The organism is Sodalis sp. RH14 (assembly GCF_047324285.1).
Taxonomy (GTDB): Bacteria; Pseudomonadota; Gammaproteobacteria; order Enterobacterales; family Enterobacteriaceae; genus Acerihabitans.
This window is the reverse complement of record NZ_CP178739.1, coordinates 1,778,883-1,799,562: the sequence shown is the minus strand read 5'-3', so window position 1 is coordinate 1,799,562 and position 20,680 is coordinate 1,778,883. Positions and strand designations below refer to the sequence as shown.

General features: G+C 62.1%; 15 protein-coding genes. 9 read left to right on the top strand and 6 right to left on the bottom strand.

Features of this window, described 5'->3' with window-relative positions:
- Positions 1–7: 7 nt before the first annotated feature.
- The 5 genes from amyA to pqqU all read right to left on the bottom strand — a co-directional run bounded on the left by amyA (position 8) and on the right by pqqU (position 9,686).
- The gene (gene amyA / locus ACL2XQ_RS08025) at positions 8–1,489 is read right to left on the bottom strand and encodes an alpha-amylase (protein WP_413740228.1); all 1,482 of its coding nucleotides are present in this window, start codon (positions 1,487–1,489) and stop codon (positions 8–10) included.
- A gap of 80 nt (positions 1,490–1,569) precedes the next feature.
- The gene (locus ACL2XQ_RS08020; protein WP_410015632.1) at positions 1,570–2,832 is read right to left on the bottom strand and encodes an MFS transporter; all 1,263 of its coding nucleotides are present in this window, start codon (positions 2,830–2,832) and stop codon (positions 1,570–1,572) included.
- Between the two features lie 288 nt (positions 2,833–3,120).
- On the bottom strand, positions 3,121–4,713 hold the full coding sequence (locus ACL2XQ_RS08015) for a methyl-accepting chemotaxis protein (protein ID WP_413733078.1): 1,593 nt from the start codon (positions 4,711–4,713) through the stop codon (positions 3,121–3,123).
- A 315-nt stretch (positions 4,714–5,028) separates the two neighbouring features.
- The gene (locus tag ACL2XQ_RS08010; protein ID WP_410015634.1) at positions 5,029–7,419 is read right to left on the bottom strand and encodes a glucose/quinate/shikimate family membrane-bound PQQ-dependent dehydrogenase; all 2,391 of its coding nucleotides are present in this window, start codon (positions 7,417–7,419) and stop codon (positions 5,029–5,031) included.
- Between the two features lie 80 nt (positions 7,420–7,499).
- The gene (gene pqqU / locus ACL2XQ_RS08005; RefSeq protein ID WP_413740227.1) at positions 7,500–9,686 is read right to left on the bottom strand and encodes a TonB-dependent receptor PqqU; all 2,187 of its coding nucleotides are present in this window, start codon (positions 9,684–9,686) and stop codon (positions 7,500–7,502) included.
- Between the two features lie 533 nt (positions 9,687–10,219).
- Between pqqU and ACL2XQ_RS08000 the strand changes: the two genes are divergently transcribed.
- The 9 genes from ACL2XQ_RS08000 to ACL2XQ_RS07960 all read left to right on the top strand — a co-directional run bounded on the left by ACL2XQ_RS08000 (position 10,220) and on the right by ACL2XQ_RS07960 (position 19,636).
- Positions 10,220–11,464 (top strand): urea ABC transporter substrate-binding protein, encoded by a 1,245-nt coding sequence (locus ACL2XQ_RS08000; protein WP_410015636.1) that lies wholly within the window; start codon positions 10,220–10,222, stop codon positions 11,462–11,464.
- A gap of 78 nt (positions 11,465–11,542) precedes the next feature.
- Positions 11,543–12,412, top strand: coding sequence for an ABC transporter permease subunit (locus tag ACL2XQ_RS07995; protein WP_410015637.1), 870 nt, complete (start codon positions 11,543–11,545; stop codon positions 12,410–12,412).
- Between the two features lie 78 nt (positions 12,413–12,490).
- Positions 12,491–13,486, top strand: a complete 996-nt coding sequence (locus ACL2XQ_RS07990; RefSeq protein WP_413740510.1) for an ABC transporter permease subunit — start codon at positions 12,491–12,493, stop codon at positions 13,484–13,486.
- Complete coding sequence (locus tag ACL2XQ_RS07985) at positions 13,476–14,225, top strand: ABC transporter ATP-binding protein (RefSeq protein WP_410016575.1); 750 nt, start codon at positions 13,476–13,478, stop codon at positions 14,223–14,225. The genes ACL2XQ_RS07990 and ACL2XQ_RS07985 overlap by 11 nt, the downstream gene beginning before the upstream one ends.
- Positions 14,222–14,941: an ABC transporter ATP-binding protein gene (locus ACL2XQ_RS07980; protein WP_413740226.1), complete on the top strand. Its 720-nt coding sequence runs from the start codon at positions 14,222–14,224 to the stop codon at positions 14,939–14,941. Before ACL2XQ_RS07985 ends, ACL2XQ_RS07980 begins: the two co-directional genes overlap by 4 nt.
- Before the next feature lie 49 nt (positions 14,942–14,990).
- Complete coding sequence (locus tag ACL2XQ_RS07975; RefSeq protein ID WP_410015639.1) at positions 14,991–15,977, top strand: acetamidase/formamidase family protein; 987 nt, start codon at positions 14,991–14,993, stop codon at positions 15,975–15,977.
- 88 nt (positions 15,978–16,065) lie between these two features.
- On the top strand, positions 16,066–17,232 hold the full coding sequence (locus tag ACL2XQ_RS07970) for a transporter substrate-binding domain-containing protein (protein WP_410015640.1): 1,167 nt from the start codon (positions 16,066–16,068) through the stop codon (positions 17,230–17,232).
- Positions 17,222–17,857, top strand: coding sequence for an ANTAR domain-containing response regulator (locus ACL2XQ_RS07965; protein WP_410015641.1), 636 nt, complete (start codon positions 17,222–17,224; stop codon positions 17,855–17,857). The genes ACL2XQ_RS07970 and ACL2XQ_RS07965 overlap by 11 nt, the downstream gene beginning before the upstream one ends.
- 45 nt (positions 17,858–17,902) lie before the next feature.
- Positions 17,903–19,636 (top strand): nitrilase-related carbon-nitrogen hydrolase, encoded by a 1,734-nt coding sequence (locus tag ACL2XQ_RS07960; protein ID WP_413740224.1) that lies wholly within the window; start codon positions 17,903–17,905, stop codon positions 19,634–19,636.
- A 49-nt stretch (positions 19,637–19,685) separates the two neighbouring features.
- Here the strand turns inward: ACL2XQ_RS07960 and ACL2XQ_RS07955 are convergent, their stop codons facing one another.
- Positions 19,686–20,642, bottom strand: a complete 957-nt coding sequence (locus ACL2XQ_RS07955) for an AraC family transcriptional regulator N-terminal domain-containing protein (RefSeq protein WP_413740222.1) — start codon at positions 20,640–20,642, stop codon at positions 19,686–19,688.
- Positions 20,643–20,680 lie beyond the last annotated feature (38 nt).

Here is a 20,680-nt window from a genome sequence, read left to right as displayed (position 1 = left end):
TAGCCGCTTAGCCCGCATCAACCCAAACGCTGACGCCGGCGGCGCGGCATCTGAAGATACCGGCGCCGGTCTCATCCAGCGTCACCGTCGCCTCATGCTGCCCGAGGTAATCCCGCAGGCGCCCATGGGCAAAATCAGCGCCAAGCCGCAGGCGTTTTTCGCCCTCGCCGCTGTTGGACATGATCACCACGCAGCCCGGCCGCTCGCCGGTGCCGTGGCGGTGAAAGGCCACGCAGTGCGCATCGTCGAAATAGTCGGTCTGCCGGCCGTGCGCGTACAACTGCCGCGCGCGGATTAACGCCTCCAGCCCCGGGATCGCCGGCAGCTCGATGGCGCGGACATTGCCCTCCTGGTCTTTATCCTCATAGGACGCGCCGAACAGATCGGGATAAAACACCGTCGGCACGCCCTGCTCGCGCAGCAGTATCAGCGCATAGGCCAGCGGTTTGAACCAGGGCGCCACCGGCGCCTCCAGCGCTTGCAGCGGCTGGGTATCGTGATTGTCCACCAGGGTGACGGCATGGGCCGGGTCGGCGGCCACCAGGGTATCGCTGAACACCTGCCGCAAATCAAATTCCGCGCCCTGCGTCGAGGCATGATGGAAGTTCATTTGCAGCGGCGCGTCGAACAGCATGGTTTTCCCCGCCACCTGCTCCAGATACTGCAGCAAGATCGCCGTTTTATGCGACCAGTACTCGGCGATAACCAGCATTGGCTGCGCGGCATCGGCCTGGATTTTGTCGATCCAGTCGCGGTAAAACCAGGCGGGGATATGTTTGACCGCATCCAGGCGAAAACCGTCGCAATGGGTTTCATTCATCACCCACCGGCCCCAGTGGGCCAGTTCGGCCGTGACGGCCGGATTGCGGAATTCGATATTGGCGCCCATCAGATAATCGTAATTACCCAGTTCGTCGTCCACCTCTTCGTTCCAGCCGTCGCGGGTATAGTCATTGACGATTTTGAAAATGCCTTTTTCCGCGGGATCCTCTATCAGGTCGATGCCGCTAAAGCACTTATGATCCCAAACGAACTGAGAATATTGGCCCTGCCGGGCGGGAAAGGTGAAACGGGTCCAGGCGGTGGCATCTATCGCCTGGTCTTCTATTTCTTCCCGGTCCTCGATTTCCACGCGATTGACCTGAATGCGTTCCTGCTCGTCGGCGCCCATTTTATGGTTCAGCACCACGTCAAGCAATACGCCGATATGATGGGATTTCAGCGCCGCGATGGCCGCCAGCAGCGCCGCTTTGTCGCCATATTTGGTGGCCCGCCCGCCCTTTTGATCGAACTCGCCCAGATCAAACAAATCATAGGTATCGTAACCGACGGACTGCGCGCCGGTATCCGCTTTATAGGCCGGGGGCAGCCATACCAGGCTGATGCCGATGTCCGCCAGCCAGCCCGCCCGTTCGGCGGCTTCATGCCACAGGGTACCGCCGGCGGGATAATACCAATGAAAAAACTGCATCAGCGTCGGGTTGTGCATCCGGGACTCCATCATTAACAGGATAAAGACAGTATGGAAGAAACCCGGGCGACCACCGCACTTATTTTTCCGCCCGCCCACTACAGGGTATCGGCGGCCCCTTCCTGCATCCTTTCCTCGTTATGCAGCCGCTGGCGCCGGCGCAGATTGGGGAACCAGGCCATCCACAGTCCCACCACCACCAGGGTGCCGATACCGCCCAGGGCCGCGGCCGGCACCGCGCCCAGCCATGCCGCCAACAGGCCGGACTCGAATTCGCCCAGTTGGTTGGAGGTATTGATAAATATCGAATTGACCGCGCTGACCCGGCCGCGCATGGCGTCGGGGGTATCCAGCTGGACCAGCGCGCCGCGAATCACCATGCTCACCATATCGAAGCCGCCGAGGGCGAACAAGGCCAGCAGCGACAGCCAGAGCGCGGTGGACAGCGCAAACACCAGGGTCGCGATACCGAACCCGGCCACCGACAGGAACATGATCATGCCCACGTTCCGCTCAAGCGCCCGGCGGCTCAGCCAGAAACCGACCAGCAGCGCGCCCAGCGCCGGCGCGCCGCGCAGCAGCCCCAGGCCCCAGGGGCCGGTATGCAGGATATCCTTGGCGAAAATCGGCAGCAGCGCGGTGGCGCCGCCCAGCAGCACGGCGAACAGGTCCAGCGAGATCACCCCCAGCACATCGGGGCGGGCGCGGATAAAGCGCACCCCGGCGAAAAGGGTGGCGAAACTGGCCGGTACGCGTTTGGGCGGCGCCTGCTCGTAGCGCAGGCGGGCGACCATCCAGATCGACACCAGGTACAGCGCGCCGATGGCGATATACACCGTACCGGCCCCGGCGACATAAAGAAAACCGCCCAGCGCCGGACCCACCATCATCGCGGCCTCGCCGGAGGCGGCATTGGCGGCCATGGCGCGCGCCAGCATCGACGGCGGCACCAGCGCCGGCAGCATCGACTGCAGCGCCGGCGCCTCCATGGTTTTGGCCACGGCGATAAAAAACACCAGGCCCAGGATAGCCAGCTCATTGGCATAATGCATCAGGGTCAGCGCCGCCAGCGCGGCAATGGCCAGCCATTCGGTTATCTGGCCGAATAATACGATGCGCCGGCGATCGAACTGGTCGGCAGCATGGCCGGCGGGCAGCGCCAGCAGCACCGACGGCAGGAACTGCGCCAGGCCAATCAGGCCGAGGTCAAACGCGCGTCCGGTCATGGTATAGATTTGCCAGCTCACCACGATGGACAGCATCTGGAAACCGAAGGCGGAGCCGGTGCGGGCCAGCCAGAATGCGACAAAAGACGGATGCCGCAGCAGCGAGTCCGAGCTGGCGGAAGCGGAAGAATGCATGGCCAATCCTGTTATCCGGTAATGAACAGACTGATCCGGCCGAAGGACATGCCCCCGGCCGGGCCGGTTAATGCGGGGAGTTTAATAAGCGATTGTTTGCTAAAACAGCGTTATAAATTTGCCCGGCGCAATAGCGACGCTACCGAAAGCGGCAACGCCAAACGTGGCGGCGGCGGGAAGACCCGCCGCCACCGCTAACAATATCGCTGGCGGCGGCGAATTAATCAAGCGGTTAGCAACAGCGCCGGTGGCCCGGCCGCCGCCGCGCCGGCGCGGAAAACGGCGGCGTCAGGACCCGCCGCGCGCAAGGGAAGGCGACGCCGCGCGCGGTTCCTGATGGGGGCGATAGACGTTTACCGCCGCCGCCAGGCGTACCGTGCTATGGGACAATTCTTCAGCGGATTGGGCATATTGCTCCACCATGGCCGCGTTTTGCTGCGTGGTCTGGTCCAATTGGCCGATGGACTGGCTTATCAGGGTCAGGGCCATGGTCTGTTCTTGCGAGGAGGTGCTGATCTCGCCGATAAGGCTCGCCACCTGGCCCGCCTGCTGGACGATATTATCCATGGTGTCGCCGGCGTTTTGCACCAGTTTGCTCCCGTCCGTTATCCGCTCCACGCTGGTTTCAATCAGATCCTTGATTTCCCTGGCCGCCATGGACGATCGCTGCGCCAGCAGGCGGACCTCGCCGGCCACCACCGCAAACCCGCGGCCCTGCTCGCCGGCGCGGGCCGCTTCCACCGCGGCGTTAAGCGCCAGGATATTGGTCTGGAACGCAATCCCTTCGATAACGGCGATAATATCGACGATGCGGCGGCTGGAATCGCTGATGGCGCCCATGGTACTGATGACCTCGGTCATCCTTTCCCGGCCCTCTTCGGCGGCGCTGCTGCTCATTGCCGCCAGCGACCGGGTTTCATTAACGCTGTCGGCGCTGTTGCCGACGCTCGCCATCAGCTGCTCGGTGGCGCTGATAATCTGCTGCAGGTTATCGCCCGCCTGCTCCGTACGCACTTTCAACTGCCGGTTCCCCGCGGCGATTTCACCGCTGGCGTTGCTGATATCCTTGATCTGGCCGCTGACGTCGTCCGTCAGGGAGCGCAGGTTCAGGCCCATCTGGTTAACGCTGCGCAGCAGGTAGCCGATTTCATCGACCCGGTTGAAATAGACATATTCCCCTCTCTGGCAGGACGACAGTCTTTGCGCCTGCGCCAGGATGACGGCAATGGGTTTTCCCACCTGCCGGTGCAGCCAGCCGGAGGTCACCGCCAATCCGCCCAGGGTGACGGCGCCAAGCGCCGCCGGTCCGAGCGCGAACACGCCGGCGCCCACCGCGGGCAGCGCGGCGGCCATCAGCAGCGCAAGGCGTAAACGCCAGCGCAGGGGCATTTTTTGCAGCAGCGACAGCGGCGCGAGCCAACCGGTGCGCACCAGCAGTCCCCGGTACAGCGCCAGGCGGCGGCGACCGGCCTTGCCGGAATTCATATCCTGATATAAGGCCGACGCCTGTCTGACCTCCTCGGCGGTCGGGGCGATGCGCACCGAGAGATACCCCGTGGTCTGGCCGTTATGGCCCGTCGGCGTCGCATTGGCGCGTACCCAATAGAAGTCGCCGTTCTTACGGCGGTTTTTGACCAGCGCCGACCAGGAATGCCCCGCCCGCAGCGTATGCCACATATCGGCAAACGCCGCAGGCGGCATATCGGGGTGGCGGACAATATTATGAGGCTGATTAACTAAATCCTGATAGTGGTATCCAGACGCGCTGACAAACGCCGCATTGGCATAAAAAATAGTACCCTGGAGATCGGTTGCGGATTGTAATGTTGTTTCACTGTCAATCTTATACTCACTGAGAGTAACGGGATTGTTAATTCTCATCTGCACCTCATTAATAGGCGGATAAATAGACGCGGGGGCTTCAGCTCAATCGGCCCGAGGTGCAAAAACTTTATTATTATTTCAGCCGATGGGCTTATTTATCCTTAACGCGGCATTAAATAATGGTTTTAATATTTATTATTACAAATCAATAACATTGCGGCAATAAATAATAGCCTTGCGCTGGCGGGAAATAATGAAAGCGGCGGCGGGGTTTATTAAGAATATACTCAGGGGTCCACCATTATTTAGCGATGACGGGCCATTGCGGCGCGGGGGCCGGCTATTAATATAATAGCCGGCCCCCGGAGGATATTATTTCGCGTCCGGCAAGGCATAGGCGATAAGATAATCGCCAAGCTTGGTGCCGAATGAACCGTGGCCGCCGGCGGCGATCACCACGTACTGCCTGCCGTTGACCTCATAGGTCATCGGCGTGGCCTGGCCGCCCGCCGGCAGGCGCGCTTCCCATAGCGCCTGGCCATTGGCCACGTTAAACGCGCGCAGGTAGTTATCCGCCGTGGCGGCGATAAAGGCGACATTGCCGGCGGTGGAAATAGGGCCGCCCAGCATCGGCATGCCCATTTTGAACGGCAGCGGCAGCGGCGAGCTGTCGCGTACGGTGCCGATGCGTTTTTTCCAGACAACCTCATTGGTCTTCAGGTCCAGGGCGGAGATATATCCCCACGCCGGCTGTTTGCAGGGGAAACCCAGCGGCGAGAGGAAGGGGTTCAGCGTCACGCCGTAAGGAACGCCGTATTGCGGCTGGATGCCGACTTCGGAACCCGTCCCCCCCTTGGCCTCATCCGGCTCCATCGGATTGCCCGGACCGCGCGGGATAAGCTTCGAGACGAAGGGCAGCGCCATCGGGTTGGCGACGGCAATCTGACGGTCGGTATCAACCGAAATACCGCCCCATTCAAACATGCCGAGGTTGCCGGGGAACACCAGGGTGCCCTGCTCGGAAGGCGGCGTAAACGGCCCCTCATAGCGCAGTTGGTGAAACATCACGCGGCAGATCAGCTGATCGTAGATGGTGGCGCCCCACATATCCTTGCCGCTCAGGTTTTGCTTGGGACGGTAGGTCAATTCCGAGAACGGCTGGGTGGGCGACAGGCGATCGCCTTTGGCCGGGCCCTGCGGCACCGGGGTTTCCGGCGCCGGCACCACCGTTTTGCCGGTACGGCGATCCAGCACAAAAATATTGCCGGTTTTCGCCGGCACATAAATTACCGGTATCTTATTGCCGCCTTCATCGGTGATATCCGCCAGGGTCGGCTGCGCCGGCACGTCCATATCCCACAGATCGTGATGCACGGTCTGGTAGAACCAGGCCAGTTTGCCGGTGGTGGCGTTCAGCGCCAGCAGGCCGCTGGCAAACCGCTCCATTTCCGGCGTACGGTTGCCGCCCCAGATATCGGGCGTGGCGACGCCAATCGGCAGATAGACTAAATCCAGCTTGGCATCATAGGCGGCCGGGGCCCAGGAATTGGGCGAGTTCGGGGTATAGAGCTGCGCGCCTTCCGGAATGATGTTGGGGTCCTTGCTGCCGGGATCAAACGCCCACAGCAGCTTGCCGCTGTTAACGTCAAAACCGCGGATCACCCCTGACGGCTCGCGGGTGGAATAGTTATCGGTCACCGCGCCGGCAATCACGATCACATTACCGGTGACGATCGGCGGCGAGGTAGGCTCGTAGCCGCCGGCTTTGGGAAACGGCATATTGTTTTGCAGGTTCAGCTTGCCGTTGTCGGCGAAATCCGGACAGAGTTTGCCGCTCTGGGCATCCAGCGCATACAGATGGCCGTCGTTGACCGGCAGCAAGATGCGGCGGGCGCAAAGCGCCGGCTGCTGGCCCGCGGCGTTGGCCTGCGCCGCATCCGGCGTTTCATGGTAGGACACGCCGCGGCAGGTGACATGCTGGAACGACGGATCGGTTTTCAGCTGCGGGTCGAAGCGCCATCTCTCTTTGCCGGTGGCGGCGTCCAGGGCAAACAGCTTCTGGTGCGGCGTACACAGGTAAAGCAGATCGCCGATTTTAATCGGCGTCACTTCATCGGTCAGCTCCGCCGGATCGGCGGCGGTTTTCATATCCCCGGTGCGAAACGTCCAGGCCTCCTTCAGCTGGCCGACGTTTTTATCATTGATCTGGTTGAGCGGCGAATAGCGCGTCCCTTCCTGGGTGCGGCCATAGGCGGGCCAGTCGCCGTTGGCGATACCGTTGGCGCTTTGGGCGGAGGACGCCGTCTGGTCGGCGCTCAGGGTACCGTTGATTTCCTGCGGGTCGTTAAAGACCGCGTAGACCAGCACCAGCACGGTAATCAGCAGCGAGGCCAGCAGGGAGCCGCGCGCCAGCGCGTCCCTGGCCGCCAGGCGGCGGTAGATAAAGGGCAGCGCGATCCACAGGCCGAAAAAGAACGTCACGTCCAGACGCGGCGTCAGCGCCCAGAAATCGGTGCCGACCTCCCAGAGCGCCCAAACCGTGGTGCCGAGCAGGAAAATAGCGTACAGCAACAGCGCCGCGGGGCGGCGCCGGTACAGCAGCCAGGCGGTAAGCAGCATCGCCAGGCCGGCGATGATGTAATACGGCGAGCCGTGAAGCGTGGCCAGCCAAACGCCGCCGATCAGCAGGTAGAGGCCGCTCAGCGCGGCGAATAATGCCGTCAGTATGACGAGTGTCCGTGATAACACTGTCTGTTTTTGCATAGGATGCACCTTACCAAAATGTCATGTCGATGATGTAAAGATTAAGCTAGATAGGTCAAATAGCTCTTGTTATGCCATGATTATTCAAAAACGTAGCTTAGGGTCGCGCCGCCGCCCCAGTTGCGGCCCTCGGCCGGCTCGAAATAGCGCCCGTTGCCTTCATTGACGATCACCGAGCCGACGTAGCGGCGATCGAACAGGTTATCCACCCGGCCAAACACATCCAGCGACCATTTACGCCAGTTCACCCGGTAGCCGGTATTCAGGCTGGCGACCGTATAGGACGGCGCCTGGGCGCTGTTCTGGTCATCGGCCTGGATAGCGCTCATATAACGCACCTCGGCCCCCGCATGCCACCCCGCCTCGGGCCGCCATTCCAGCGCGGCATAACCCATATTGCGGGCGATGCCCGGCAGGCGATTGCCCGCCGGCACCCGTTCATCCGGCGTGCAGCTGTCGGACGCGCAGGTGGCGTTGCGGTAGGTGGCGTCCAGCAGCGTCCATGCCATTTTCAGCCGCCAGTCCAGCGCAAACTGCTGATCCAGCGCCAGCTCCAGGCCGCGGCGGCGGGTTTTGCCGGCATTGGCGTAGCTGGTGCGCCCGCCGGTGCTCTCGGCGACCACCAGTTCGTGGTCGGTATTGGTCTGGAACACGGCGGCGGTCAGCAAGCCGTAGCCGATACGCGTCTTACTGCCCAGTTCAAACGTATCGCTGGTGGCGGGCTTTAGCGCGGTGTTCAGGCCCGGCTGGCCGTCGGGGCGGTAGGAGAGTTCATTAATGGTGGGCGTTTCAAAACCGCGCCCGGCAGAGAAATACAGGTTCCAGGCGGGGTTGACGGCATAATTCAGCGAGCCCATCGGCAGCAGGCGATGATAGCGGGCGCTGCCGCTGTCGTCGCCGTTGGCGCCGGTGATGTAGTAATCGCGGGAATCAAAGCTGACCGTGCTGTAGCGCAGCCCGGCGTCCAGCGTCCAGCGCGGGGTCAGGTTCCAGGTGGTTTGCAGGTAGGGATCGAGATTCCACATACGGTTTTTCTCGTTGCGCCGCAGGGCGCCCTTTTCCCCGTAGGTGATGCCGTCGTCCCGGGCAAGATAGTTTTCGAACCCCTGGCGCCGCTCGGTCATGGTTTCATAATCCAGCCCGCCGGTAAGCGTGACCGGTACCGGCCCCAGGTTATCCTGGTGGCGCCAGCGCGTGTCTATGCCCTGGTATTTACGTTCCAGCACGATAACGCCGCCGGCATGGTTGGGGTTGAGCTGCGCCGACAGGGGAATGGACTGGTACTGGGTGGTATGGCGCTCGCCATGGTACGCCAGCATGGTCAATTCGTCATTGGCGCCCATCTCGCGCTGATAGCGCAGCCCCGCCTGGGTCTGGTCCAGGGTCTTGCGGGTGTTGTACTGGTCCGCGCGCGGCGACTGGCGCGGGTTGTCATGCCATTCGTCCGCCGTCAGGCCGCCCGGATCGCCGGCGTCCACGGACACGCTGTTAAACATCAGCGTCAGCGTGCTGACGTCATCCAGGCGCACGCCCAACTTGGCGTTGCCCAGGTTTTTCTGCGTGGCGCTGTGATCGCGAAAGCCGTGGGTGGTAAAGCGCGAGGCGGATACCGCGTAGTTCACGTCCCCGGCCTGGGTGCCGTCGCCGGTGGCGCCGGTGGCCTTGACGCTGTTGCGCCAGGTGCCGTAGCTGCCGTAGTAGGTGCCGGCCTCAAGCGTCGCCGGCTGGGCGCCGGTCTGGGTATCGATATTCACCACGCCGCCGGATGCGTTGCCATACAGCGCCGAATACGGGCCGCGCAGCACCTCCACCTTATCCACCGAGTTAAGATCGATATTCGAGGTCTGTCCCTGCCCGTCCGGCATGGTGGCCGGAATGCCGTCCACATAAATCCGCACCCCGCGCACGCCGTACATCGAACGGCTGCCGAAGCCGCGCACCGACAGCTGCAGATCCTGCGCATAGTTTTGCCGGTTCTGGATTTGCAGGCCAGGCACGCTGCCCAGTCCTTCCGACAGGTTCACCTGCGGGCTGCCGTTGCGCAAATCCTGGCCGTCGACGACGCTGACCGCCGCCGGGGTATACAGCTCGGACAGGCCGCTGCGCGGTTTCACCACCATCAGCGTCGAGGACGGCGAAGCGGCGGTCGCGCCGCCGTTCGGGGCGCCAGCCGGTGTCCCGGTGCCGGCGGCTTGCGCAAAACATACCGCCGCCGGCGGTAACAGAAACAACGGTGTCAGTAGCAGCGCGGACGTTTTTGTGTTCAATGGCGTGATTCGGTAAGAAAAGTTTATAGGTCAAAAGTATAGAGCGACTTTACCATTTTGCCTTACTGTCAAGCTATGTAAAGATGTTGAGGAAATGTTAATGCTTGCCGCCTGTGGCCGGCTTAAGCCGGCGGCGGGCCGGCGTCCGGGAGCAAAAATCGCCATAACGGTGCAAGGTATTAACATCCCCGCCCGCGCCCGCGGCGACCGCGGCGCGCCGTCCTGGCGGCGGCGGCGGGTTTTACCTGTGGCGCCAGTAGGTTAGGCGCGCCGGGACATAGGGAGAAAAATGCGCGGTTTCCGTGCAGCGCCATCCCTGTCGCGGTGCAGGGAGAGATAATTTTACCCCTTGTTTTTTATTGAAAAAACGGCGTTGACAACGCCATATTTTCCTTCTTATAGTGAGCCTGACTTATCCGCAAGAACGCCAACGATGTCGGCTTGTGGTTATGGCAATAGAGCCCTGCAATGTCATGTGACGTTGCTGGGTTTTTTTTTGCTTTTTTTTCAGACCTTCAACGCCCGGGGTAACTATGTCCAGAATGAAATGTCACTACGCTACGCTTTCACTCGCCTTGGCGGCCGCATTGGCCATAACCTGCCCGGGTGTGGCGGGCGCCGCGGAAAAAGCGATTAAAATCGGCTTGCTGGAAGACGCGTCGGGCAACTTCGCCCTGCCCGTTATTCCTAAGATCCACGCCACGGAGCTGGCGGTGGAAGAAATCAACGCCAAGGGCGGTATCATGGGACGCCCGGTTGAACTGGTGAAATATGACACCCAATCGGACAATACGCGCTTTCAGCAAATGGCGCGCCGCCTGATTAAAAACGACAAGGTGGATGTGATTTTCGGCGCGTTCTCCAGCGCCTCGCGTGAAGCCATCAGGCCGATCATGGACCGCGAAAAACAGCTCTACTGGTACAACAACCAGTACGAGGGCGGCGTATGCGACAGCAACGTCTTCGTCACCGGCGCGGTGCCTGAACAGCAGTTCTCGACCCTGATCCCCTGGATGATGGAGAAGTACGGCAAAAAAGTGTACACCATCGCGGCGGACTATAATTTCGGGCAGATCTCCGCCGAATGGGTGCGCAAGATCGTTAAGGAAAACGGCGGCACCATGGTGGGCGAAGAGTTTATTCCGCTGAGCGTATCGCAGTTCGGCCAGACCATCCAGAACATCCAGAAAGCCAAGCCGGACTTTGTGATGACGCTGCTGGTCGGCGCCAACCAATCCTCCTATTACGAGCAGGCGGCGGCGGCCAAACTCAACCTGCCGATGGGCAGCTCGGTGAACGTCGGCCAGGCTTACGAACACAAGAGGTTTAAAGCGCCGGCGCTGAAGGATATGTATGTCACCGCCAACTATATCGAGGAAGTCGACAGCCCCGCCAGTAACGATTTCAAAAAACGCTTCCACGCCAAATACCCGAACGAGCCTTATATCAATCAGGAGGCCGCCAACGCCTACGATGCCGTTTACCTCTACAAGGCCGCGGTGGAAAAAGCCGGCGGCACCGATATGACGGCGGTGCGCAAGGCGCTGGAAAGCGGCGATATTTGTACCGACGGTCCTTCCGGCAAAGTCTGCATCGATCCAAAGAGCCACCATCTGAGCCATACCATCTACCTGGCGCATGTGAAGGCCGATCACTCCATCGAAATCCCGAAGGTATGGAACGATATCAAGCCTTACTGGCTGGGGGACGCGGGCTGCAACCTGCCGGTGAAACCCGACGCCAGCCAGTACACCCCGTCCAATCCGCCCAAGGCGTAACGCGGGACTGTAACGGGGAAATCGCCGCGGGACGCGGCCTTCCCCGACGTTATTCCTATTGATGAGGATGGCCAGCGGATGTTCACGCTCTCGTTTATCTATTCAATGATTTATCAGTTCGGCGATAACTTTGCTTATCTGGTGCTGGCGGCGCTGGGGCTGGCGGTGATTTTCGGCATGATGGGAGTGATTAACCTCGCGCATGGCGAGTTCATCATGTGCGGGGCCTATGTCACCATCTTGATGACCAAGGCCGGTCTGCCCCTGCCGGTATCGATGCTGCTCGGCACGCTGGCGGCCGCGTTTGCCGGCGGCGTAATAGAGCGCCTGGTGGTGCGCCATCTTTACGGCCGGCTGCATGATTCGGTGGTGGCGACCTGGGCCATCAGCCTGATCGTGCAGCAGGCCATGCTGCTGATCGCCGGCCCGTCCCTCGAGGGGCTGTCCACCCCGCTCGGCTCCTTTACGCTCGGCGACTATTCCTTTGCCACCTACCGCGCCATTTTGCCGCTGATCGCCATCGCGGTGCTGCTGTTGCTTTATGCCCTGTTCTTCCATACCAATTACGGCGTCTGCGCCCGGGCCACGATCCAGAATGCCCGCATGGCCTCCTGCCTGGGACTGGAAACCGACCGCATCTATACGCTGACCTTTGCCCTGGGCGCGGGGCTGGCCGGTCTGGCCGGGGCGATTTACGCGCCGACGCTGACCGCCGTCCCGACCATGGGCAGCAGTTTTATCGTGCAGGCGTTCGTGTCGGTGGTGGTGGGCGGGGCCAATGTGCTGGTTGGCACCATTCCTGCAGCGGTGGCGCTGGGGGCCATTCAAACCGGCCTGAATTCATGGTACGGGCAGCTCGCCGGGCAAATCGGCCTGCTGGTTACCGCCGTACTGGTTATCCGCCTGCTGCCCAACGGCGTCGGCAGCCTGTTTACCCGCAACCGATAGGAGCTGACCTTGACCTTATTATCCCGCTCCCCCGCGGCCGACGCCGCGACAAGACCGGCTTGCGGCCGGCGCGCAACGATTGCCCTGCTGGTGCTGGCGGCGGCATTAGCGCTGCCGCTGGTGGTCGACGGCGCCACCGTCGGTGACTTTTCCTATTTCCTGCTGTGGACATTCTGCGCCATTGGCCTTGCCGCCATGTGGGGCCACGCGGGCATCCTCTCCTTCGGCCAGACGGCGTTCTTCGGACTGGCCGGCTATACCTACGGCGTCATGACGCTGAATTTCGGCGACGGCGCCCTCTCCACCTGGGCGGGGCTGGCGGTGGCGCTGGCGGTGGCCGCCGCCGTCGCGGCGGCGCTGGGCTACCTGATGTTTTACGGCGGCGTGACCGGCATTTTTATCGGCATCGTCACCCTGTCGTTTACGCTGGTCATGGAAACCTTTATGTCGCAGACCGCGGGGCCGCAATGGGCTATCGGCACCGCGCGGCTCAACGGCTTCAACGGCATGTCCGGCATGCCGCCGCTGGCGCTGCCGTGGTTTGACGGCGCGTCGATCCCGCTGGAGGACAATGCCTTTTATTACCTGGTGGTGCTGCTGCTGGCCGCGGTGTATGCCGCGGTGCGCGGGCTGCTACGCTCAAACTTCGGCCTGACGCTGGCGTCAATACGCGAAAATCCGCGGCGGGCGGAAATGCTGGGGATAGACATCCGCCGCTATCAGCTGCTGGTGTTTGTGCTGGGCGGCGTGTTGTCGGGGCTGTCCGGCGCGCTTTATACCTTGTGGGGGTCGTATATCACCCCCTCTTCGATGGGTCTGACCGCGGCCGCCATGCCGGTTATCTGGGTGGCGACCGCCGGGCGCAGGAATATTTTCGGCACCGTGGTGATAACCGCCCTGTTGGTATGGCTGTCCCAATGGCTGGCCATCTACGGCAGCGAATACGCGATGATTTTGCTGGGCGCCATTCTGCTGTTTGTGGTCCTGGCGGCGCCAAACGGCCTGCTGCCCTGGCTGGGCGGGAAAATCACGCGCGCCGCCGGCAGAGATAAGGAGACGCATGATGAGTCTTGATAGGGCGGACCAAACGGATCGGGAACCCATCCTGGAAAGCCGGGGATTAAGCAAACGCTTCGGCGGCATCCGGGTCATCGACGGCGTGGATATGCAAATCCGCCAGGGCGAGGTGCGCTGTGTTATCGGGCCGAACGGCGCCGGTAAAAGCACCTTTTTTAAACTGCTGACCGGCGAGCACGCCCCAAGCGACGGCGAGATTCATTTTCTCCGGCGGCGCCTGGATAAGCTGGCCCCCTTCCAGCGCATACGCATGGGAATGAGTATTAAGTTCCAGATTCCCGGCATTTTCGCCGACCTTACCGTGGCGCAGCATCTGCAATTGTCGCTAAGCCATCTGCGCCCGGAGGCGCGCCCGAATGCCGCCGGCGTGGATGAACTGCTGGAGCGGTTCAAGCTGACCGCCGAAGTCCGCCAGACGGCGGGTAATCTTTCCCACGGCAAAAAGCAGTGGCTGGAAATCGCCATGGCGGTGTCGCTGCAACCGCGCCTGCTGATGCTGGATGAACCGGTGGCCGGTCTCTCGATCGAGGAGACCTATCTTACCGGCGAACTGATCAAGCAGATGCAGCGGGACGGGCTGACGCTGATGGTGGTGGAACATGATATGACCTTTGTGCGCCAGATTGCCTCGCGGGTGACCGTGCTGCACGGCGGCAGGGTGTTCGCCGACGGCGACGCCGCGGCGGTGCTGGCGCGCGACGATGTCGCGGATATCTATTTGGGGAAAGCCGGATGAATGACGTCCTTTTGCAAGTCAACCAGGTCAGCGGCGGCTACGGCGGCAGCCTGGTGTTGAACGGTGCGAGTTTATCGCTTTACCCGGCGGAGGTGCTGGGCATTATCGGGCGCAATGGTGTGGGTAAAACGACGCTGATGCGCGCGCTGATAGGGCTGATGCCGCTCAGCCAGGGCAGCATATTCCTGGGGGAAACGGATATCACCGCCGCCGCCCCCCAGCGTCGGGCCAGGCTGGGCATCGGCTATGTGCCGCAGGGGCGCGAGGTTTTCGCCGGCCTGACGGTGGCGGAAAATCTGCGCGTCGGCATGCAGTTCGTGCGCGAGCACCGCGAGCTGGCCGATGGCCTGCTGGAGCAGGTGCTGGATTACTTTCCGATCCTGCGCCAGCGGCTGCGGCAGAAAGCGGGCACCATGAGCGGCGGCGAGCAGCAGCAGTTGGCGATTGCGCGCGCCCTGGTCGGCGCGCCGAAAGTGCTGCTGCTCGACGAGCCTTCAGAGGGCGTACAGCCCTCGATTGTCCATATCATCGCCGACACGCTGCTGCGCATCGCGCAGGAACTGCGGGTGGCGGTGATCCTGGTGGAACAGGATATCGCCATGATCCAGCGGGCGGCCCGGCGCTGCTGCGTGATGGATAAAGGCCGGGTGGTCGACACGCTGGATAAATCCCAGCTCTGCGATGACCAGATCATGCGGCGCCACCTGGCGCTTTAACCCCGACGGCCCGCGCCGGGCCCATTATGATTGAGAAGAGGACGACCTGATGAAATGGCTTGACGATTCAATTATGTACCAACGCGGCGTCGGTTCCGGCCGCACGCCCGTCACACATCATCTGACGGAAGAGATGCAGAAAGAATTTCACTACACTATCGGACCTTATTCCACGCCGGTGCTGACCATAGAACCGGGCGATCGGGTGATTGTCGATACGCGCGATGCCTTTGAGGGCGCCATCAGCTCGGAGCAGGATATCCCCAGCCAACTGCTGAAGATGCCGTTTCTGAATCCGCAAAACGGCCCGATCATGGTCAGCGGGGCGGAGAAAGGCGATGTGCTGGCGGTGCATATCGAATCCATGCTGCCGCGCGGCGCCAACCCGTATGGCATCTGCGCCATGATCCCGCATTTCGGCGGGCTGACCGGCACCGATCTTACCGCCATGCTCAACGATCCCCTGCCGGAAAAAGTGCGCATGATCAAGCTCGACGGGGAAAAAGTCTACTGGAGCCAACGCCACACCCTGCCCTATAAACCGCATATCGGCACGCTGAGCGTTTCGCCTGAAATCGACTCCATCAACTCGCTGACGCCGGATAATCATGGCGGCAATATGGATGTGCCGGATATCGGTCCGGGCAGCATTACCTATCTGCCGGTACGCTCGCCGGGCGGACGCCTGTTTATCGGCGATGCCCACGCCTGTCAGGGCGACGGCGAAATCTGCGGCACCGCGGTGGAATACGCCTCGGTAACCACCATCCGGGTCGATCTTATCAAAGGCTGGCGGCTGGCGTGGCCGCGCATGGAAAATGCCACCTCGATCATGAGCATCGGCAGCGCCCGCCCGCTGGAAGACGCCACCCGCATCGCCTATCGCGACCTTATCTATTGGCTGGTGGAAGATTTCGGCTTCGAGCAGTGGGACGCCTATATGCTGCTCAGCCAGTGCGGCAAAGTCCGCCTGGGCAATATGGTGGATCCGAAATACACCGTGGGCGCCATGCTCGATAAACATCTGCTGGCGTAGTTTCTTTACGTCCCGGCGCGGGCGCGTGCCGGGATACGGCTTCCGACCCTTTCCACCGGGTTCCGTCCCGGCCAACAAGCAGGTGCACATGGGTTCAGCAACACCGATTAATATTGGCTTACTCTACTCCACCCTCGGGGTGACGGCGGCGCAGGAGCAGTCGCAAATGCGCGGCGCCACGCTTGCCATCGAAGAAGTCAACCAGCAGGGGGGGATCCACGGCCGGATGCTGAATGCCATCCATCTCGATCCCCACTCGCAGGACAGCCGGTTCCGCCAGCTGGCCGAGCAGCTGATTGTCGAACACAACGTCAACGTGATTTTCGGCGGCTACACATCCAGCAGCCGTAAAGCCATGTCGCCGGTCGTGGAGAAATACCAGCGTCTGCTGTTCTATCCGCAGTTCTATGAGGGGTTCGAATTTTCCGAGAATATCATTTACGGCGGGGCCGCCCCCAACCAGAACTGCGTGCAGCTGGCGGACTACCTGGCCAGCCGTTTTGGCGCGCGGGTTTATATGATTGGCTCGCGTTATGTCTACCCCTACGAATGCAACCGCAATATGCAGGAGCTGATATTGCAGCGGCCGGACGGCGCGGTGGTGGGCGAGCGCTATCTGCCGATGGACGCCAGTTACGACGCCTTTCCGCCCATCATGGCGGAGATAAAACACAAGCGGCCGGATTTTATCTTCAGTACCGTGGTCGGCCAGACGGTGCCTTTTCTTTACCAGGCTTATCATGCCGCGGGCATCGACCCCGAACGCATGCCCATCGGCAGCCTGAACACCTCTGAAACTGAAATCGCCATCATGGGCGCGGCGCTCGGCGTCGGCCATTTTACCTCGGCCACCTATTTCCAAAGCGTGGAGAGCGCGGCGAATACCGCGGCGCTGCGCCGTTTCCACGCCAAGTTCGGAGAGGATATTCCCACCGATATGAACTGGGAAGCGTCCTACAGCCAGGTCCATCTTTTCGCGCGCGCGGCCAGGGAATGCCGCAGCGATCGGCTGTCGCGCCTGATGCCGGCGCTGCGTGGCTGCGAATACGACGCGCCCCAGGGACGCGTGCGCATCGATCCGCTCAACCAGCACACCAGCCTTTACCCGCGTATCGGCCAGGCGAACGCGGCCGGCCAGTTCACCATTCTCCAGGAGTCGCGTCGCCGGGTGGCGCCCGACCCGTATATGACGCATCAGATCCAGGGCGACTGGATCACCAAACAGACGAAAATGGAGCCGCCCAATGCGCCTTAATACGTCGCGCACCAGCGCGGACGCCTTGTTATTAAGCCGCGGCATCCGCTGTACGGTGCTGCATCCGGATAACGAGGACGGCGAAACCCTGACCAATCACCTGCGCCGCATGGGTTTCAAGGTGCGCGCCTTCTGGCCGGTGCCGGAACACCTGCCCGCGGATACCGACCTGATTTTCCTGGCGCTGCGATCCGATCTGCCGGAGCCGGAAGTGCCGTGGCTGGACCTGGGCAAACATGCGCTGATATCGGTGATCGAGTACGAAAACCCCACGTTTATCGATACCGCGCTGCGGCTGGGCGCCGGCACCACGCTCACCACGCCGGTGCGCGCCACCGGCCTGCTCTCGGCCATGGTGTTCGCGCTGCATCACGCCCACCGGCGGCGGCAGATGTCCGACCGTATCGAGCGCCTGGAGAAAAAAGTGCTGGGCCTGCGCCAGGTCGGCGAGGCCAAGGCCATTTTGATGCGCATGCACGGCATCGGCGAGGAGCAGGCGTATGAGATCCTGCGCCATCAGGCCATGGATAAACGCATCACCGTGGAGGAGATGGCCCGCGCCCTGATCCAGGCCAACGATATCTTTTCCTGGACGACGCCCGGCACGCCCGGCGGCCGGAAATAACACGCCGTCATGACGGCGACACACTGACTGATGAAGAGGATAACCATGCCTGCACACCCTTATCTTGCCGCCGCCGTTCAGTTTGAGCCGACGCTTGCGTGCAAAGAAGACAATATCCAACGCCTGCTCGCACTGGTGGAAGAGGCCGCGCAACGGGGCGCCCGGCTGATTACCACGCCGGAAATGGCCACGACCGGCTACTGCTGGTATGACCGGCAGGAGATAGCGCCGCTGGTGGAACCCGTACCGGGCGCCACGACGGCGCGCTTCGCCGCGCTGGCGGCGCGCTACCGGTGTTATATCGTGCTGGGCATGCCGGAGGTGGATGAGGAAACCACGCTTTATTACAACAGCGCGGTGCTTATCGGTCCGGATGGGATCGTCGGCACCCACCGTAAAAGCCATCCCTATATTTCCGAACCCAAGTGGGCGGCGGCGGGCGATCGCGGGCATCAGGTCTTCGATACGCCTATTGGCCGCATCGGCATGCTGGTGTGCATGGATATTCATTTTCCCGAAACCGCGCGCCTGCTGGCCCTGGACGGCGCCGATATTATCTGCCATATCAGCAACTGGCTGGCGGAGCGCGCCCCGGCCCCTTACTGGATCAGCCGCGCCATGGAAAACAGTTGCTATCTGCTGGAGAGCAACCGCTGGGGACTGGAGCGCGGCGTGCAGTTCAGCGGCGGCAGCTGCCTTATCGAACCGGACGGGCGCATTGCGGCGGTGGTGGATTACGGCGACGGCATCGCGCTGGGGGAAATAGACCTGGCGTGCAGCCGTGAGCGCCGGGTGCTGGGCGAGCCGGTGTTCAGCCAGCGCCGCCCCGATTGTTATCATCAATTGCTCAGCGACAGCTTCCTGTGGAATCCGCAGGATTTTTTCGGCCTGTACGGCCACCGTCCCCTGCCTGCCGGTAAGACCAGCCGCATCAGCGTGGCCCAGTTCTCACCGGGCGCCCGGGTGGCCGACAACCTGGCTTGCATCAGCGCCATGGCGCGGGAGGCGGCGGAGCGGCATGGCAGCGAACTGGTGGTCTTCCCGCAGCGTGCGCTGACCGGGCCGCTCGCGGGCGGCGCCGGCGCGCTGCCGCTTGACGATGCGGCGGTCGGCGCGCTGATCCGCCTGGCGATGACCCTGCGGGTACATCTGGTGATCGGCATGGCGGAGCGGGACGATAACGGCTGCTACAACACCCAGCTTCTGCTCGGTCCCGCGGGCATGGTGGGCAGCTATCGCCAGATGCATCTGTCCGCCGAGGACCGCGCATGGGCCAACGCCGGCGATGACTGGCGGGCGTTCGACACCCCCCTGGGCCGTATCGGCCTGATGTTGGGCAATGATGCGCTGCTGCCGGAGCCGGGCAGGATCCTGGCGCTGATGGGCTGTGATATCCTCGCCTGCTCGGCCGCGCTGAAAGACGGCTTTACCGGCGCGCATCCCGGCAGCCGGGTACGGCAAAATTACCCGATCCCCACCGGCGCCGATCCGCTCCACTGGCATCTGCTGCGTACCCGCGCCGGTGAAAATAATGTCTATCTCGCGTTTGCCAACAGCATTAACGAAGCTGGCGACGCGGGAGGCTTCAGCGGCGTATTCCAACCCGAAACCTTCGTCTTTCCCAGGCAGGAGCGCGTGATGTGGCGGGAACAGGGAACGGCGACGCAAACCATCGATACCGCGTCGGCCGCCGGCGGCGCTTATCCCACCAACGTCACGCGCCGCAAGGACCTGGTGGCGATGCGCCAACCCCACCATTATCTGGGGTTGATCAAGTAACGCCGTGGGGAAAAATCCTGCGCCGCCGGCAGGATGTCAGCCCTTACTATTAATGGGACGAGATATAGAGTCCGGCGGGCTGCGCCGGCGGCACGGCAAAATGCGTTTTCATGCGCCGGACCTCGTCCACCGGACTCAGGCCGAACAGCCGTTTGAATTCCCGGCTGAACTGCGATGCGCTTTCGTAGCCTACCTCGACACATGCCGCCGCCGCGGTCATATTGTTGCGCACCATCAGCAGGCGGGCCTGATGGAGGCGCAAGGATTTCTGGTATTGCTTCGGCGAGGTATGGGTCACCGCCCTGAAGTGGGAAAAAAACCCCGGCACGCTCATGCCCGCTTCATTCGCCAACTGCTCAACCGTTAACTGCCGGTTAAAGGTGGCGTGAATGCGGCGGATCGCCCGGGCAATCTTGCCGAACTGTCCGCGCATCGCCAGCGCCGATCGCAGCGCCCCGCCCTGCGGCCCGCTCAACACCCGGAAATAGATTTCCCGCATCAGCGCCGGACCGAGGATTTCCGCCTCCATCCGATCGCCCATGGCTTCCAGCAGGCGCAGCACGGCGTCGCGCAGTTTGCCGTCCATCGGCGTCGACATCAGGCTTTCCGGTTTGGCCGGGGGTCCGGCGTCCGTCTTCAGCTGGTCAATCTGCAGCATCAGGTCGGCGGCGACGGTAAAATTCAGGTGCATATAGATGGCCAGCAGCGGCTCCTGCGCGCTGGCGTCCGTTTCCATGGTAAACGGCACCGGCACCGCCACCGCCAGGTAGTGCCGGGCGTCATAGCAGTAGATCCTGTCGCCAAGGTATCCCCGCTTTCTGCCCTGGCAGACGATAACAATACCCGGATCGTACAGCACCGGCACCCGGCTAAGCGGCCGGTCGGAACGCAGGAAGCGCACATCCGGCAACGGCGACTGCGTATAGCCCTCCGCGGGCGCAAGTTTAGCCAGTAACGCCACGATGCGATCCTGGCGGTCATTCGCGGCAAAATGGTCAATTGTCATGGGCGCCGTCCGCTCTGCTCTGATTGAATACCCTAGCC